17 protein-coding genes are annotated in these 16,493 nt (G+C 70.7%); 3 read left to right on the forward strand and 14 right to left on the reverse strand.

The genetic code is table 11. The features are described 5' to 3' along the window. Positions 1 to 3: 3 nt before the first annotated feature. The 5 genes from MFF55_RS02030 to MFF55_RS02050 all read right to left on the reverse strand — a co-directional run bounded on the left by MFF55_RS02030 (position 4) and on the right by MFF55_RS02050 (position 4,068). Positions 4 to 549 carry a thioesterase family protein gene (locus MFF55_RS02030; protein WP_238242408.1) on the reverse strand — a complete coding sequence of 182 codons (546 nt, stop codon included), beginning with the start codon at positions 547 to 549 and terminating at the stop codon, positions 4 to 6. Between the two features lie 122 nt (positions 550 to 671). Next, the gene (locus tag MFF55_RS02035; protein WP_238242409.1) at positions 672 to 1,532 is read right to left on the reverse strand and encodes a universal stress protein; all 861 of its coding nucleotides are present in this window, start codon (positions 1,530 to 1,532) and stop codon (positions 672 to 674) included. 93 nt (positions 1,533 to 1,625) lie between these two features. Further along, positions 1,626 to 2,789 carry an acyltransferase family protein gene (locus tag MFF55_RS02040; RefSeq protein ID WP_238242410.1) on the reverse strand — a complete coding sequence of 388 codons (1,164 nt, stop codon included), beginning with the start codon at positions 2,787 to 2,789 and terminating at the stop codon, positions 1,626 to 1,628. Positions 2,790 to 2,849: 60 nt separating this feature from the next. Further along, the gene (locus tag MFF55_RS02045; RefSeq protein WP_238242411.1) at positions 2,850 to 3,515 is read right to left on the reverse strand and encodes a carbonic anhydrase; all 666 of its coding nucleotides are present in this window, start codon (positions 3,513 to 3,515) and stop codon (positions 2,850 to 2,852) included. Between the two features lie 40 nt (positions 3,516 to 3,555). Next, entirely contained in the window at positions 3,556 to 4,068 is a 513-nt protein-coding gene (locus MFF55_RS02050; protein ID WP_238242412.1) for an NUDIX hydrolase, read from the reverse strand. 114 nt (positions 4,069 to 4,182) lie between these two features. On the opposite strand from MFF55_RS02050, the gene MFF55_RS02055 reads away from it, so the two are divergent. Then, positions 4,183 to 4,581 (forward strand): DUF3775 domain-containing protein, encoded by a 399-nt coding sequence (locus MFF55_RS02055; protein WP_238242413.1) that lies wholly within the window; start codon positions 4,183 to 4,185, stop codon positions 4,579 to 4,581. 9 nt (positions 4,582 to 4,590) lie between these two features. On the opposite strand, the gene MFF55_RS02060 is transcribed toward MFF55_RS02055, so the two are convergent. From MFF55_RS02060 to MFF55_RS02100, 9 genes are all read right to left on the reverse strand, one after another. Then, the gene (locus MFF55_RS02060) at positions 4,591 to 4,959 is read right to left on the reverse strand and encodes a phospholipase A2 family protein (RefSeq protein ID WP_238242414.1); all 369 of its coding nucleotides are present in this window, start codon (positions 4,957 to 4,959) and stop codon (positions 4,591 to 4,593) included. Positions 4,960 to 5,055: 96 nt separating this feature from the next. Then, positions 5,056 to 6,066 (reverse strand): tRNA pseudouridine(55) synthase TruB, encoded by a 1,011-nt coding sequence (truB, locus tag MFF55_RS02065; RefSeq protein WP_238242415.1) that lies wholly within the window; start codon positions 6,064 to 6,066, stop codon positions 5,056 to 5,058. Beyond that, positions 6,063 to 6,497, reverse strand: a complete 435-nt coding sequence (gene rbfA / locus MFF55_RS02070) for a 30S ribosome-binding factor RbfA (RefSeq protein ID WP_238242416.1) — start codon at positions 6,495 to 6,497, stop codon at positions 6,063 to 6,065. The genes truB and rbfA overlap by 4 nt, the downstream gene beginning before the upstream one ends. Positions 6,498 to 6,574: 77 nt before the next feature. Next, on the reverse strand, positions 6,575 to 9,415 hold the full coding sequence (gene infB, locus MFF55_RS02075; RefSeq protein ID WP_238242417.1) for a translation initiation factor IF-2: 2,841 nt from the start codon (positions 9,413 to 9,415) through the stop codon (positions 6,575 to 6,577). Next, positions 9,416 to 10,222 (reverse strand): RNA-binding protein, encoded by an 807-nt coding sequence (locus tag MFF55_RS02080; protein WP_238242418.1) that lies wholly within the window; start codon positions 10,220 to 10,222, stop codon positions 9,416 to 9,418. Positions 10,223 to 10,393: 171 nt separating this feature from the next. Beyond that, positions 10,394 to 11,989, reverse strand: a complete 1,596-nt coding sequence (gene nusA / locus MFF55_RS02085; protein WP_238242419.1) for a transcription termination factor NusA — start codon at positions 11,987 to 11,989, stop codon at positions 10,394 to 10,396. Positions 11,990 to 12,056: 67 nt separating this feature from the next. Next, complete coding sequence (rimP, locus tag MFF55_RS02090; protein WP_238242420.1) at positions 12,057 to 12,818, reverse strand: ribosome maturation factor RimP; 762 nt, start codon at positions 12,816 to 12,818, stop codon at positions 12,057 to 12,059. A gap of 203 nt (positions 12,819 to 13,021) precedes the next feature. Continuing rightward, the gene (locus MFF55_RS02095; RefSeq protein WP_238242421.1) at positions 13,022 to 13,168 is read right to left on the reverse strand and encodes a hypothetical protein; all 147 of its coding nucleotides are present in this window, start codon (positions 13,166 to 13,168) and stop codon (positions 13,022 to 13,024) included. A 192-nt stretch (positions 13,169 to 13,360) separates the two neighbouring features. Then, positions 13,361 to 14,395, reverse strand: coding sequence for an aspartate-semialdehyde dehydrogenase (locus MFF55_RS02100; protein ID WP_238242422.1), 1,035 nt, complete (start codon positions 14,393 to 14,395; stop codon positions 13,361 to 13,363). Between the two features lie 664 nt (positions 14,396 to 15,059). Between MFF55_RS02100 and MFF55_RS02105 the strand changes: the two genes are divergently transcribed. Further along, positions 15,060 to 15,932 (forward strand): hypothetical protein, encoded by an 873-nt coding sequence (locus tag MFF55_RS02105; RefSeq protein WP_238242423.1) that lies wholly within the window; start codon positions 15,060 to 15,062, stop codon positions 15,930 to 15,932. Positions 15,933 to 16,028: 96 nt separating this feature from the next. Further along, a complete protein-coding gene (locus MFF55_RS02110) occupies positions 16,029 to 16,436 on the forward strand; it encodes a hypothetical protein (RefSeq protein ID WP_238242424.1) in 408 nt (135 codons plus the stop codon). The last annotated feature ends 57 nt before the right edge of the window (positions 16,437 to 16,493 follow it).

The raw sequence follows: 16,493 nt of genomic DNA on the forward strand, positions 1-16,493 counted from the left end.
CGCTCAGGCGGCGGCGGTGGCCCGGCGCAAGGTATCCTCCGCCGTGAGGAAGGCCTCGATCTCCGGCGCCAGGGGCGGGCTCTCGGCCGAGGCGCCGACGAGCTGGAGGAGCTTGGCGACGGGGATGAAGGTGCGCGTGCGCCGGTCGTAGAGGCCGGCCTGCACCAGGGCCACGGCGGCGACGGTGTCGTCCTCCATGAGCATGCGATGCTCCATCACAAAGCGCCGCTCATCCCAGAAGCGCAGCCGGGTCTCGAGCCGGAAGGTCTGGAACGGCCGCAGCTCGCGGCGGAAGCGGATCTGGCCGGCGCTCACCACCGGCGTCCAGCCCTGCCGCAGCACGGCGCGCCAGAGGCCCGAGCGGACCATGAGATCCGTCCGGCCGAGATCCATGATCGTCCAGTAGCGGCCGTTGTTCATGTGGAGCGAGGTGTCGAGATCGTGCGGCCAGACCCGGAAGCGCAACCGCGACACCACGAAGGGAACGGCGAGGCGCGGCCGCCAGAAGGCGCTCGCGACGAGCCAGAGAAGCCGAAGCCAGAGGTTCATGGGGGTCCTGCGGTGAGGAGCGAGGCGCATGGAGGCCGGCGCCCCGCGACGTTGAGCGTGGGATCGAGGGTCCCGGCAACCCCGCCAGGGTCGGACGGCGCGGGTGCCGCCCTGCGCCGCGCTCAATGCGCCATCAGCATCGGGACCCCGGCGTGACTCAGGAGGTGGCTCGTCGGACCGCCGAAGATCATCTGGCGCAGGCGGCTCTGCGTGTAGGCGCCCTTGATCAGCAGGTCGCAGCCGTACTCCGCGGCCTCCGTGAGGTAGACCTCGCCCGGCGTCCGGCGTCCGGCCGGCAGGGCGCGATGGTCCGCGACGATCCCCTCGCAGGCGAGCGCCCGGGCGAGTTCCTCGGCGCTGGGCCCCGGCACCATGCCGCCCTCGACGCTGAGGACGCGGATGCGCTTGGCCCCGCGCAGGAAGGGCATCGCGAAGGCGACGGCCCGCGCCGTCTCGGTGGAGCCGTTCCAGGCGATTAGGACCGCCTCGCCCAGCGTCGCCGGCGCGACCGGCGGGGCCAGCAGGATGGGGCGGCCGCTCTCGAACAGGGCGGTCTCGAAGGTGGTCATCCGCGGGGCGCGGTCCTCGCTGCCCGGCCGGCCCACCACCGTCGCCGTGAAGAGGCGAGCGTGTTGGCCGAGGAAGGCGTCGCCCGCCGGCACGTCCGGCCGCCAGCGGTAGCGCGGCCCCACGGTTCCCGCGCTCGCCGGGCTGCAGGGGCCGTCGGCGGCTTCGGGGATGCCGGCCTTGGCCATGAAGTCGAGGAAGCGCTGCCCCGCCGCCTCGGCCTCGGCGCGGTCGGCCTCCTCGTCGCGCAGCCAGGTCATGCCGCCGACCATGTCGACGGGCACGTATTCGGCGAGCGCCGGCCGGAGGGAAACGCCCTCAATCAAGCTGCCGAAGCGCCGCGCCGTCAGGGCCGCGGTTTCGAAGACCGACGCGAGGGCGTCGTGGAGCGCGACCGGAACGAGAAGTGTCTTCATGACGGCAGGCCCTCCCTGCGGCAGCGTACGCCGCGGAAGGCTAGATCGGTTTTCTGCCGGTTGGAACTGGCGCCCCTGCGCTCTTCACCGGACTCACGCGGGCCGCGGCTCGGCCGGGCGCCGGTCGAGGAGCCGGCGGGCATGGGCCGTCAGCCTCCGCTCGATGCCGTGATGGACGAGGATGGCGGCCGCCACCGCGAGGCCGATCATCAGGGCGATCCCGGCCCAGGGGCCGATCCAGGCGCCCGCGCCCGTCCGCAGCAGGATCTCGCGGGCGGCGCGCAGGACGAAGGGGTGCGCGAGGTAGAGGGCGTAGGAGGCATCGCCGAGGCCGACGCCCCAGCGGAGGGGGAGCGGCTCCGGGCCACGGCGAGGCGGCCCGAGCCCGGCGGCCGCGACCAGGAGGAGGCCCGGGAGCCCGTAGGCGAGGGGGCGCATCGCGAGATCCGGCTCGCCGGCGACCGACATCAACCAGGCGATCCCCGCGGCCGCGAGGCACAGCCGGGGCAGTGCGGCGAGCCGCAGACCCTCGGCCCGGGCGAGCCCGAGGGCGGCGCCGAGGGCGAATTCGAGCACGATGGGAGCACCCCAGAAGGCGAGCGGCTGCGGCAGGCCCGGCACGCTCAGCCGAAGGGTGACGAGCAGGCTGAGGCTCGCGGCCACCCAGGCGAAGGCGATGCGCCGGCCCCATGGCAGCGCCACCGCGAACAGCGCGTAGAAGAACATCTCGAAATTGAGCGTCCATCCCAGCGAGTAGAGGGGCTGGGGCTGCCCGTCGGGACTCAGGGCGGGCCAGAACAGGAAGGAGGCGAGCACGTAGCCCGGCTCCAGGGCGGCGTTGCTTGCCAGAAGGGCAGGGGCGGCGAGAAGCACCGCGAGGTAGAGCGCCGTGGTCAGCCAGTAGAGCGGCACCAGCCGCGCGACCCTGTGGGCCAGGAAGCGCCGCCGGCCGTCTCGGCGGCCGTAGAGCGGCGCGGCGGCGTGGACGATGATGAAGCCGGAGATCACGAAGAAGATGTCGACGCCCGCGGCCCAGGGCAGCAGGGTGCTCGGCTCGAAGCTCCGGCTGGTCCGGCCGGCGAGCACCACGCCCTCGAACTGCGCGTGATGCACGACGACGAGCAGCGCCGCGAAGCCGCGCAGGACCTGGATGGGCGCGAGCGTCACCGGAGCGATCCTTCGATACGGTGCCCGGTCGATCGCCTTGGCTGTGCGCGCATTACCCTCGCCCCGCAGGCGGGGCGAGGGAATGCGCATGGCCGCCCCGGTCGCCCGGAAGCCGCCTGAGGCGTCCCTGCAGCAGAGCCTCAGACTTCCTCAGAGACAGCGCATGCCGGAGGCCGGAGTCGGCGCCCGCCCGTCCCGGTCGGTAGCCGGGTTGAAGGCGCCCGTGTTCGGATCCCGGAGAAGGAGCTCGCCGCGCGCGATCCCGAAATGCGCCCCGTGCAGCGCGAGCCGCCCGCCTGTCACGCGATCGCGCACGAAGGGGAAGGTCATCAGGTTGTCGAGGCTCTGGGCGACCATCGCGTATTCGAGGCGCGTCAGGTAGTCCGGGCCATCGCGGTCCGCGACGCGCTCCGCCGCGGGAGCGACGAGCGACACCCATTTGCCGATGAAGTTGCTGTTCGAGAGCGGGGCGGCCCCGGTGGCATAGGCCTTGATGCCGCCGCAGCTCGCATGGCCGAGCACGACGATGTGCTTCACTTCGAGCGCCTGCACGGCGAACTCGATGGCGGCCGAGGTGCCGTGGTACTCCCCGCCCTCCTCGTAGGGCGGGACGATGTTGGCGACGTTGCGAACGATGAAGAGCTCGCCAGGACCGGTGTCGAAGATGACCTCGGGCGAGACCCGGCTGTCGCAGCAGCCGATCAGGAGGATCTCGGGATTTTGCCCCTGCGCGAGGGCGGCGTAGCGCTGGACCTCGCTCGGAAGGCGGCCCTCCAGAAAAGAGCGATACCCCTGTGTCAGCTTCTCCGGGAACATGGGCCTTCCTCCGCCTGCATCAGCCGCCTGGGATTCTCTTTCACGCGCCCTGCCAGGAGAGCGCAACGGGGGCGGCCGGCCTGTCCCCAGCCGCGACGCGGCGCGCCAGGGCGGCGAGGCCCCTCGGCTCGATCCGCTCGTTCGAGGCGGCGAGTTCGTCGAGCGTCCACCAGCGCACGCCGAGGACCGGGTTGTCCTCGGTCTCCGCGAGTCGCGCGGTGTCGACGCGGTCGTCCGGAAGGCGGACGACGAAGTAGCGCTCGCGCGCATACCGGCCGCTGCGGAAGAGGTGGAAGGCTCCGTCGCAGGTCGCGACGCAGGGGCCTATCGGCGCGTCGACGACGCCGATCTCCTCCGACAGCTCGCGCCGGCAGGCCTCCTCGTGGGTCTCGCCGGCCTCGAGGCCTCCGCCGGGCATGAACCAGAACGTCCGCTCCTCCGGCCGCGCCGGATCGATCGGCCTCACCGCCTCGTAGGCGATGAGCAGGAGTCGGTCGGCCGGGTCGAAGACCAGGGCCCGGGCGATGTCGCGGTTCGGAAGCTCGTTCGACATGAAGGAAGCTCTACCAGGGAAACCGGGGACCGCCAGGGGTCTGCGCGCGAACTCCCGGACCCGTTCGACGGTTGTCGCTCATCGAACAGCGCCGAAGGGCACCGAGGAGACCACATGGACATCGCCGTCGACAAGATCACCGAAATCATCCTGCGCGTGCGGGCCGTCGACGTGAAGGAAGGGGCGACCGACCCGGATTCCGGATCGAACCCCATCGACGACGGCTCGACGGACGTGCTGGTCATGGGCACGGACGATGCCACCGAGGAGGAACTCCGCGACATGATCGGCGCGCTGAACGACGACGAGCGCGCCGACCTCCTGGCCGTCCTCTATATCGGCCGCGGCGACATGGAGCCGGAGGAATGGAGCGAGGCCGTCCGCTTCGCCCGCGAACGGGAGGCGGCCGGCGAGGGGGCGGTCGAGTCCATCCTCGGCTCTCCCATCGCCGGTGACCTTCTCAGCGAGGGTCTCGCCAATCTCGGCATCACGCCCGACCTGCCGCAGGCCTGAGCGCGAACCTCACCGGCAGGGCAGGAGCAGTGCCGTATCGGCGATGAAACCGGCGGTCTCGCGAACGCTCTCCGGCTCCGCGGGATCGTCGGCGACGAGGTTCGCCTCCGTGTGGAGGCGCCTGTTGCAGGAGCAGGTCGGAATCTGCCCGCGCGGCGGCGAGCAGGAATCGTGGTGCAGGCAGGCGAGGTCCAGGGCGTCGATCGGCGGACGCGGCGCCCGGTTGCCCGGCCCGCAATAGTTTCCGTGGATCAGGATCGTCCCCCTTTCCGGGTCGATCTCGGGAAGGGACTGGGAGGCCGCGGGCGCGATCCCCAGCAGGGCGAACGCCCCTGCAAAGGCAAGGCCCGCCGCGCGGTGGGTTCGGATCTGTCGCAAGGCTCGATACTCTCGCTCTATGCCCCCTGCACCGCGAGACATGGGTCCGGCGCGCGCTCAAGCAAGGCTTGAGCCTTCGGCCAATCCGGACGCGGCTCAGGCGGGACGCGCGGTGCCGCCGAGGTGGAACACCCGGTGCGGGACGAGTTCGCCTCGCTCGACGTCGCCCACCGCGACGAGGATGCCGCCGCAGGTGGCGAAGGCCTTGCCCTCCGAGGGCGCGTCCCGCCCGCGCAGGATCACGGCCTGTCCCCGCATCAGCCGCAGGGCCATGTCCCGCGAGACCGGTACGGCCGGCACCGCGTCCAGCGCGGTCTCGACGGGCCGGAGATGGGCACCGTTTCCGTTCGGCGCACCGGCCTCCAGCGCGTCGGCCTTGCAGGCCTCGCCCTCGGTGAACGGGCCGACCCGCGTGCGCCGCAGGGCGGAGACATGGCCGTAGCAGCCCAGCATCCGCCCGAGGTCGCGGGCGAGCGCGCGCACGTAGGTGCCCTTGCCGCATTCGGCCTCGATCACCGTGCGCCCGTCGGCATGGTCGACGACGGCGAGGCGGTCGATCTGCACGGATCGGGCGAGGAGCTCGACGATCTCGCCGTCGCGGGCGAGGTCGTAGGCCCGCTCCCCCGCCACCTTAATCGCGGAATAGCGCGGCGGCACCTGCTCGATGGCGCCGACGAAGCGCGGCAGCGCCGCCTCGACCTCGGCCCGGCTCGGGCGCGCGTCGCTCGTGGCGACGGGCCTGCCCTCGGCGTCGTCCGTATCGGTCTCGATGCCCCAGGTGACGGTGAAGCGGTAGGATTTCAGACCGTCCATGACGAAGGGCACCGTCTTGGTCGCCTCGCCCAGGGCGATCGGCAGGATGCCCGACGCCAGCGGATCGAGGGTGCCGGCATGGCCGGCCTTCTTGGCGTTGAAGGCGCGCTTTACCACCGCGACCGCGTGGGTCGAGGTCATGCCGACGCCCTTGTCGAGGATGACCCAGCCGTTGACGTCGCGCTTCTTCGGCCGATCCGGGCGCAGGCCGCCGCGGGGCGGACGCGCGCCCTCCGCCGGCCTGCCCTCGACCGAGGCCGGGTCGGGCGGTTCGTTGGTCGGATCGTCGATCATGAATTCCTCGTCGGCACGTCGGGCTCGGCGGCGTCGGGGGTGTCGGATTCGAGGTCGCGACGGACCTTCTCGGAGCGCAGAAGCGCGTCGATGCGGCCGGCCTCGTCGAAGGTCTCGTCGCGGCGGAAGCGGAGATCGGGCGCGTATTTCAGGTTGACGCGCCGGGCCACCTCCTGGCGCAGGACCTTCCGGTTGCGATCGAGCGCGGCGATCACCGGCGCCTCGTCCTTGCCGCCGAGCGGCATGATGTAGGCCGTGGCGATCTTGAGGTCCGGCGACATCCGCACCTCGGGCACGGTGATGACGTGCGAGCTCAGGACCGGGTCCTGGACGTCGCCGCGCTGGAGCACCTCCGCGATGGCATGGCGGATCAGCTCGGCGACGCGCTGCTGGCGCTGCGAAGGACCTGCGCTGGTGGGTTTCTGGGCCATGACGATCTTCGTTCTTCAAATGAAAACGGCGGCTGCAGCGCCCGCTGCAGCCGCCGGATGCTGGGCATCCCTCGGCGTCAGAGGGTGCGCCGGATCTCCTCGACCCGGTAGCACTCGATCACGTCGCCGGCCCGCATGTCCTGGAAGTTCTCGAAGGACATGCCGCACTCGTAGCCGGAGGTGACCTCCTTGGCGTCGTCCTTGAGCCGCTTGAGCTGCGCCAGCTTGCCCTCGTGGATCACGACGTCGTCGCGGATCAGGCGGACATGGGCGCCGCGCTGGACCATGCCGTCCGTGATGCGGCAGCCTGCGATCTTGCCGACCTTCGACACGTCGAAGATCTGCAGGATCTGCGCCTCGCCGAGACGCTCCTCGCGCAGCGTCGGCGGAAGCATGCCCGACAGCGTCGCTTTGATGTCGTCCACGAGGTCGTAGATGATGCTGTAGTAGCGGATCTCGACGCCGTTGCGCTCGGCCGACTCGCGCGCTTCCTTGTGGGCGCGCACGTTGAAGCCGATCACCACGCCCTTCGAGGCCTCGGCCAGCGTGATGTCCGACTCGGTGATGCCGCCGACGCCCGAGAGCAGGATGCGCGCCGAGACCTCGTCGTTGCCGACCTTCTCCAGCGCACCGGTGATCGCCTCGACGGAGCCCTGCACGTCGCCCTTGACGACGAGCGGAAGCTCCTTGCGGCCGGCACCCTCCTTGAGGTCGCGCATCATGTCGACGAGCGAGCGGTTGGCGCCACCCGTCCGGGCGGCGATCCGCTCGCGCTTCTGGCGGGCGCGGTATTCCGTGACCTCGCGGGCGCGGGCCTCGTTGGGCACGACCACGACGCGGTCGCCGGCATCCGGCGTGCCGTTGAAGCCGAGAACCTCCACCGGCACCGAGGGGCCGGCATACGAGATGTTCTCGCCCTTGTCGTCGATGAGGGCGCGCACCCGGCCCCACTCCGCCCCGGCCACCACGATGTCGCCGGTGAAGAGCGTGCCGCGCTGGACGAGGACGGTGGCGACGGGGCCGCGACCGCGATCGAGCTTGGCCTCGATGACCGTGCCCTCGCCGTCGCGGGTCTCGTTCGCCCGCAGGTTCATGATCTCGGCCTGGAGCTGAAGGCCCTCGAGCAGATCCTGGAGGCCGTCGCCGGTCTTGGCCGACACCTCGAACTCGAGGGTCTCGCCGCCCATGGACTCGACCTGGATGTCGTGCTGCAGGAGCTCGGTGCGGACCCGCTGCGGGTTCGCCTCCGGCTTGTCGATCTTGTTGATCGCCAGGAGCAGCGGCACGCCGGCGGCCTTGGCGTGGCTGATCGCCTCCACCGTCTGGGGCATGACGCCGTCATCGGCGGCGACCACGAGCACGACGATGTCCGTCACCTTGGCGCCGCGGGCGCGCATGGAGGTGAAGGCGGCGTGGCCGGGCGTGTCGATGAAGGTGATCATGTCGCCGGAAGGCGAGGCCACCTGGTAGGCGCCGATATGCTGCGTGATGCCGCCGGCCTCGCCCGAGACCACGGTGGTCTTGCGGATCGCATCGAGCAGCGAGGTCTTGCCGTGGTCGACGTGGCCCATGATGGTCACGACCGGCGGACGCGGATCGAGATCCTCCTCGAGGTCCGGCTCGTCGCTCACGAGGCCTTCCTCGACGTCCGATTCCGCGACGCGGCGGACCGTGTGCCCGAGCTCCTCCGCGATGAGCTGGGCGGAATCCGAGTCGATCACGTCCGTGATCTTGTGGATCTGGCCCTGCTTCATCAGCATGCGGATGACGTCGACCGCGCGCTCCGACATGCGGTTGGCGAGTTCCTGGATCGTGATCGTCTCCGGGATCGTCACCTCGCGGGAGAGTTTCTCCTTCTGCTCGACCTGCCGGTGCCCGCTCATGCGCTGCTGGCGTCGGCGGAACGAGGCGACGGAGCGCGTGCGCTCGTCCTCGCCAGAGGTCGCCGTGGCGATCGTGAGGCGGCCGCGGTTGCGGTCGCCGCCCGGCTGCTTCGGCGTCTTGGGCGGCGTGATGATCTTGAGCGGCATGCCCGGGCGACGGATCACCCGCTTCTGCTCGCTCTCCTCCTCGGCCGCGACCGGACGGCCCGGGGCGCGGGCGGTCGTCGCCGCGCCGGCAGGCCGGGCGGCCGTCGCGCCCGTCGGCGCCGTTTCGACCTCGGGGACCGGGGCCGGGCGGGCCATGAAGTTGAGGTCGCGCGGCTTGCGCGTGTCGGCCGTGATCGTCTTGCGGGGCTCCGTCGAGGCCGGCCGGGCCGTCAGGGGCGGGCGCGCGGGAGCCGCGGCCGCCGGACGGGCCGGTGCGGCAGGACGTGCCGCGGGAGCCGGCACCGGCGCCGAAGCCGCGGCAGGGGCCGCCTCGGCAGCGGCGAGCGCGGCAGTCTGCGCGGTCGCGGCCTCGGTGCGCTGGGCCGCCTCTTCGGTCAGGCGGCGGCGCTCCTCCTCCCGACGGCGCTCCTCTTCGCGCTTGCGGGCCTCGGCGGCCTCGCGCTCGCGGGCCTCCGCCGCTTCCTGCGCGCGCTGGGCGGCAGCCTCGGCCTCGGCGCGCTGGCGGGATTCCGCCTCACGGCGCTGGGCGTCGGCGAGGGCGGCGGCGCGGGCGTCGCGCTCCTGCTCGCTCAGCGTGCGCAGGACGACGCCGGAGGCGGGACGCTGGGCCGGGCGGGGCGGCGTCGCGGGCGCGGCCGGAGGCGGCGCGGCACGCGAGGGCGCGACCGGCGTGGTCTCGCGGGCGGGGGCAGCGGCCGGAGCCGCGCCGATGACCCGACGCTTCACCGTCTCGACCATGACCTGCTTCGTGCGGCCATGGGAGAAGCTCTGCCGCACGATGCCCTGCTCGATCGGGCGCTTCAGCGACAGCGGCTTCCTGGGAGCCCTGTCCGATGTCTTGTCGCCCGGGTTGTTCGTATCGCTCATTCAGTCCAAACCCTGAGGGTTTCCATCGTCCCGTGGACCGGCAAACTTCTGTGCGCCGGGTAAAGCCGTCACTGCGTCGTCGTGCAGAGGGGAGGCGGCTTGCCCATCGCGGGCGGAACCGGCCTCCTCGAATGTCGTCGCGCCGCCCTCGAAAGTGCGATGCCGACGCCAACGCGCGAGGCAGCCGGTACCACCGACTCCTGCGACGAGGGCCGCATGTATCACATGATCCCGGCCCAAGGCCATGTCCAATTCGGCTTCGGACAAGTCGTCGATGACCGGGAACCGGGATATGGCATCCCCATGCCGCCGGTGCAATGCTTGGGCGAGCTTGCGCCGGCCGTCGGCGCTGCCGTCCGAGGCGTGGATCAGGGCGGCGATCCCCGCCTTGTCGCCGATCGCCGCCTCGACCTTCGAGAAGCCGGCCACGACGCAGCCCGCCTTGTTGGCGAGCGCCAGGCCCTGGCGCAGATCCGCGCGCAGCCCTGCCGCGACCTGGTCGGCCAGGTCGGCCGGCGCCGCGGCGTCCTTGGTCTTGAAGGCCCGCTGAAACAACCGCCGCTTGATTGCCGTCTCGACCGTGGCGCGGGTCGCTGTGAGCCAGGCCCCGCGCCCGGGCAGCTTGGCGCGCAGGTCCGGCACCACGACCCCCTCGGGCGAGAGCACGAAGCGGATCAGGCCGGCGGGGTTCTGCGCCTTGCGCGTGACGAGGCAGGTCCGCTCGGCATTCGCCCGACCGCGGCCGGGGCCTGGATCGAGGAGGGTGTCCGAATCCGGTTCGGCGGCCTCGTGCGGTTCGCCTGTCATGAAGGCAGTGACGTTCTCTCGTGGAAAGCACAGCGGTGAAGGAGAAGCGCGGCAACCCTCCTCCCCCTTGTGGGGAGGAGTGGGAGGTGGGGGTGGCTGGGTGACCCTGCTGCGGAGGCAAGTGGAACCACCCCCACCCCTACCCCTCCCCGCGAGGGGAGGGGAATGGGCTCACACGACCTCGGCGGCTTCGTCCTCGGCCGCCTCGGGCTCCGGCAGCGCGTCGATCCAGCCGGCCTTCAGGCGGGCGGCCATGATCATGCCCTCGGCTTCCGTCCGCGAGATCTCGAACCCGTCGAGGTAGCCGGCATGCCGGGTCGCCTCGGGGCCGCGGCCCTCCGTGTAGCCGACGAGGTCGTCGGTCGCGCAGCCGGCGAGGTCCTCGATCGTCTTCACGTCGTTCTCGCCCAGTGCCACCAGCATCGGCGTGGTGATGCCGTCGATCTCGCGCAGTTCGTCGGCGACGCCGAGTTCCTGGCGCTTGGCGTCGAACTCGGACTCGACGCGGGCGAGGTGATCCTGGGCGCGGGCCTGGATCTCGGTGCCGCTCTCCTCGTCGAGGCCCTGGATGTTGGCGAGCTCGCCCGGCTCGACGTAGGCGATCTCTTCGACGCTGCGGAATCCTTCCGCGGCGAGGAGCTGACCCACCGTCTCGTCGACGTCCAGCGCCTCCATGAAGATCTGGGTGCGCTCGGCGAACTCCTTCTGGCGCCGCTCGGATTCCTCGGCCTCGGTCAGGATGTCGATGTCCCAGCCGGTGAGCTGCGAGGCGAGCCGCACGTTCTGGCCGCGCCGGCCGATGGCGAGCGAGAGCTGGTCGTCGGGCACCACGACCTCGATGCGGTCGGCCTCCTCGTCGAGCACGACCTTGACGACCTCAGCGGGCTGAAGCGCATTCACGATGAAGGTCGCCTGATCCTCGGACCACGGGATGATGTCGATCTTCTCGCCCTGCAGCTCGCCGACGACAGCCTGCACGCGCGATCCCCTCATGCCGACGCAGGCGCCGACGGGGTCGATCGAGCCGTCCCGCGAGATCACGGCGATCTTGGCGCGCGAGCCCGGGTCGCGGGCCACGGCCTTCACCTCGACGATGCCGTCGTAGATCTCGGGCACTTCCTGGCCGAAGAGCTTGGCCATGAATTGCGGGTGCGAGCGGGAGAGGAAGATCTGCGGTCCCCGCACCTCGCGGCGCACGTCGAACAGGTAGGAGCGGATGCGGTCTCCCGGCCTGAACGTTTCGCGAGGAATCATCTCGTCGCGGCGCACGATGCCCTCGCCGCGGCCGAGATCGACGATGACGTTGCCGTACTCGACGCGCTTGACGAGGCCGTTGACGATGTCGCCGATGCGGTCCTTGTACTCGTCGAACTGGCGGTCGCGCTCGGCGTCGCGGACCTTCTGGACGATGACCTGCTTGGCCGACTGGGCGGCGACGCGCCCGAAATCGAAGGGCGGCAGGGTGTCGGAGATGACGTCGCCGACGAGGGCGCCCGGATTGTAGCGCTGCGCCTGGGCCAGCGTGATCTCGCGGGCGTCGTTCTCGACCTCGTCGACCACCAGCAGGTGGCGCGAGAGGCGAAGCGCCCCGGTCTTGGGGTCGATCTCGGCATGGACGTCCGTCTCGGCGCCGTAGCGGGAGCGGGCGGCCTTGGCGATGGCCTCCTCCATCGCGTCGATGACGATCGAGCGGTCGATCACCTTCTCGCGGGCGACCGCGTCCGCGATCTGCAGGAGTTCGAGCCTGTTGGCACTGACGACGGCCATCGGTTTCGTCCTTCTCTTCGTCGTAGGATGTGGCGCCGCCCCGCATCGATGCGAGGCGGCGGGATGGTCAGTGAAGCTTGCCGTCTTCCTTGACCCGCACCGCCTTGGTGCGGATGGGCTTGGCCTTGTTTCTCGCCTTGGCCGCGAGGCTCGCTTCGGTCTCGATCTTGTCCGGCTTCGGCTTGGCCGACGCCTTGGGCTTTAAGGGCCGCGAGACCTTCTTCGGCGGCTCCGGCGGGGCCTCGACCTCTTCCTCGTCCTCGTCGTCCTCATCGAGGACCGGCGGGCCGCCGCGGCGCAGCGATTCCCGCACGAGCTCGTCGGTCAGGACGAGATAGGCGTCGCCGAGGCTGCGCAGGGGTAGGTCGATCCGGCTCGGCAGGCCGGGCTTCACGTCGGGCAGGTCGATCGGCACGGTCAGCCCGTCCGGGTTCGGCACGCCGATGATCCCGCGGAAGCGCTTGCGGCCGTCGAGCGGCGTGCTCAGCTCGATCTTGGCCTCGTAGCCGGCCCAGCGCGCGAAGTCGGTGGCGCGCACCAGGGGCCGGTCGATGCCCGGCGAGGAGATCTCGAGGTAATAGGCCTTGCCGATCGGGTCCTCGAGGTCGAGGAGCGGGGAGATCGCCCGGCTCACGGTCTCGCAATCGTCGACGGACATGCTGCCGTCCGGCCGCTCGGCCATGATCTGGACGGTGCAGCCGTTCGTGCTCGTCACCTTGACCCGAACCAGGCGGTAGCCGAGCCCCTCGATCGAGGCCTCGATCACCTGCACGACGCGCGCGGCGATCCCGGTCTCGGTGATCAGACGTGTCTCGGTGGTCTCCGCCATGCCGTGCTCGGGTGGCCCGTTTCGGGCGCGATCCGGTCGGGGAGGCTTGCGGCAATAAAAAAGAGCGGACCCGGTGGGGCCCACTCCCGAACCGCAGCCTCGCGACTGCAACCAGAACTGATGGAGGGAACGTAGCCTCGTCCGCCTTGGATTTCAAGCAATTTCGGCGTTCGCGTCGTCGGTCGATACGAGGCCGCGCAACCTCAATCGCTGAACCGCCTGTTCGACGGCGCCGGCTCATCCGAGAAGACAATCGCCAAAAGCCAGACGATGACGACGACCAGGAACGCAATTTCGGTGACCGGCGGCCGTTCGGGGTCACGCTGGCTGAAACGAGGGTCGATCGACACGATTGCCGAGCTCCACGGACTGCGGGAGCTCCGGTCATGCCCGTTCGGTGTTGCGCGATGATGTGAGCAGGTTTCCGGCAGAAACAATGCGCCCGATCGGAGCACCGACCCTGGTCTGGGTTGCGGTGCTCCGGCCTCGTCACACGTCATGCGCGGCCGCGAACGGCCCTGCGTCGCGTACCCGGCCTGCGCTCAAGCCGCCTGTCGCGTCTTGCCCAAAAGCTTCCGGTTCACCAGCATCTCGGCGATCTGCACGGTGTTGAGCGCGGCGCCCTTGCGCAGGTTGTCCGACACGCACCAGAACGACAGGCCGTTGTCGACCGTCGAATCGGCGCGGATGCGCGAGATGTAGGTCGCGTCCTCGCCGGCCGCCTCGTGCGGGGTCATGTAGCCGCCGGGCTCGCGCTTATCGACGATCAGGATGCCCGGCGCGGCGCGCAGGATCGCGGTCGCCTCCTCGGGCGAGATCGGGTGCTCGAACTCGACGTTGACCGCCTCCGAATGGCCGATGAAGACCGGCACCCGCACGCAGGTCGCCGTCAGCTTGATCTTGGGATCGAGCATCTTCTTGGTCTCGGCGACCATCTTCCACTCTTCCTTGGTGGAGCCGTCGTCCATGAACACGTCGATCTGCGGGATGACGTTGAAGGCGATCCGCTTGGGGAACTTCTCCATCGTCATCTGCCCGGCCGTGAAGACGGAGCGGGTCTGCTGGAAGAGCTCGTCCATGGCGTCCTTGCCGGCGCCGGAGACGGATTGGTAGGTCGCCACCACCACGCGCTTGATCTTGGCGACGTCGTGGAGCGGCTTGAGCGCCACGACGAGCTGCGCGGTGGAGCAGTTCGGGTTGGCGATGATGTTGAGCTTGGAGAAGCCGTTGATCGCCTCCGGGTTCACCTCGGGCACGATCAGCGGCACGTCCGGGTGATAGCGGAAGGCCGACGAGTTATCGATGACGATGCAGCCCTGCTGGCCGATGCGGGGCGACCATTCCTTCGAGGTCTCGCCGCCGGCCGACATCAGACAGATGTCGGTGTCGGAGAAGTCGTAGGTGTCGAGCGCCTTGACCGTCAGAATCTTGTCGCCGAACGAGACCTCCTGGCCCTGGCTCCGCCGCGAGGCGATCGCCACGACCTCGTCGGCCGGAAAGGCGCGCTCGGCCAGGATGTCCAGCATCTCGCGGCCCACATTGCCCGTGGCACCGACGACGGCGACCTTGTAACCCATCTCACCCACTCCGCTTCGCACGCATCGGACCGAAGGTTTCCGGGCCTCGATCCGACACGACAACAATGCTCTCGCCTCGATGCCGAGCGACGCTCGCCTTCGAGCGGGATCGGGCAGCATGAAGCATTCGATCTTGGGGCATCGCGCCCGCGCCGAACCTGGCGGATCAGGGAGGCGGCACGGTGTCCACCGCGGCCCCGCATCCGGGTCCAGGCCTTCCCGTCGCCCGACACGCGACATGGGACCTTCGACGGCGCGGAGCAAGACGCCGCGCTCTCGCGGCTGTCAAGGGTGCAGCCGAAGGCGGGGTTCAGCGCTGGCGCAGGGCGAGGGCCGCCGACACACCGGGACGCGAAGGCAGTTCGGGTGACCCTCGTGCTGTGAGACGCCGGGGACCGGCATTGTCCTACATCCCAGGTGGTTCCGCGGCGTCCCGCGTCACCCCTTGCCAGCCATCCCTCCGGCGCCACCGGCGCGCGGAGCCGACGGCGCGTGCGGCACCGATCTCCCGCCGCAACCCAGCGCCGCGACAGCGGCCGAAACCTTTCATTTACCGCAAATCGGGAAATGCCCGCGCCGCGCCGCCCTTCGAAACCGGATCGCCGCATCCCCCGGGCGATGGTGCGGCCAAGGCCGGCCAAGCCGGCGCGCCGCGGCTGACGAGATGATGCATCGAACCATCGAGACCGAGACCGACGCCGCGGAAGGTGCCCCGTCGCGCGGGCTTCTGGCGAAGGCCGGGGCTCCCCGCCTGCTCGGCCGGGTGGTCGCGGCGGCGGGTCTGATCGGCGTTCTGAGCCTGCTCGCACTCGAAGGCACGCCGCCCGGGCAAGTCGCTCGCGCCGTGCCGGAGCCCGTCACCACCGGCGCCTTCGTGCCCTCGTCGGCGGTCGTGCGCCCGGCAATACCGCTGGCGGCCTCCGCGCCGCGCTACCGCATCGACGACGCGCAGGCCTTCGAGCCCGTGAGGCTCGGGCCGAGCCGCCTCGACCCGACGACGGGCCTGCGCGAGGACGTCCTGATCCAGGGCGCGTTCGACGCGATCGAGGCCCCGTTCATGCGCCTCACGGTGACGCACGGCCTGGCCGCCGGGGCGGCGCCGAAGCTGTTCCTCACGCTCGTGCGCCGCGCCGCGGACGGGCACGGCCTCGCCGTCGCCCGGACCGGCCAGCGTGGGCGCCTCGAGACGAAGTTCGGTCCCGTCGAGACCCTCGAGGCGACGCTCGCGGGGGAGGGGCACAGGATCTGCACGGCGTTCGCCGGGATCGGCACCGCGCCGATTCGGATCGACGGCTGGCTCTGCGCGCCGCTCGGCCAGCCGCCGGAGCCGCGCGCCGTCGCCTGCACCCTCGACAAGCTCGTCCCGAACGGCCAAGCTGAGCCGTTCGTAGAGGTTGCGTTCAAGACCTACGAGACCCGGCGCGATCCCCTCTGCCGCGACACCTCCGCCCCGCCGGTCGGGGCCGGCGAGGGTGCCCTCCGCCGCACACGAAAAATTGAGGCGCAATTGCGGCAATCCGCGCAAGCTCGGCCATAAGTCGGGAACAACGGCTCCGCTAAGACGTCTTCTCACCAACGCCGCGGGCCTCCCTCGGGAGGGCTCCAGGCTTCCTGATCTTCAAAGAGGTGCCCCATGCGCTCTGCCACCCTCGCCCTGATGGGCGCCCTGACCCTCACCGCTGTCGGCATGAACACCGCCGCCGAAGCCCAGGGACGCTACGCGCCGGCCGGCTACCGCGTGAGCGAGCCGCTGCCGATCCGCATCCGTCCCCGCAGCTGGCTCGACGCCGGCAACGTGGTCGAGCGCGGCAACGGCTCGGTGCGCAACCCGGCGACCGATCCGCAACTCATCACCGCGAGCTACCTCGCAAACCCGCCCTACGGCCGCAACGACCGCTTCGGCGGCGGCATCCTGCCGGATCCGATCACCAACGGCCCGTTCATCGGCGCGCGCTCCAGCGCGATCCGGAACGTGGACTTCTCGGGCATCGACGTGATCGACCCGACCTCCTACGTGTCGCGCTACGGCGCGCCCTACTAGGCGCGCGGCCCACGGTCTCCACGCATGAAGAGGGCGCCGGCTTGAACCAGCCGGCGC

This window comes from Methylobacterium iners (assembly GCF_022179305.1).
In the GTDB taxonomy this organism is placed as follows: Bacteria; Pseudomonadota; Alphaproteobacteria; order Rhizobiales; family Beijerinckiaceae; genus Methylobacterium; species Methylobacterium iners.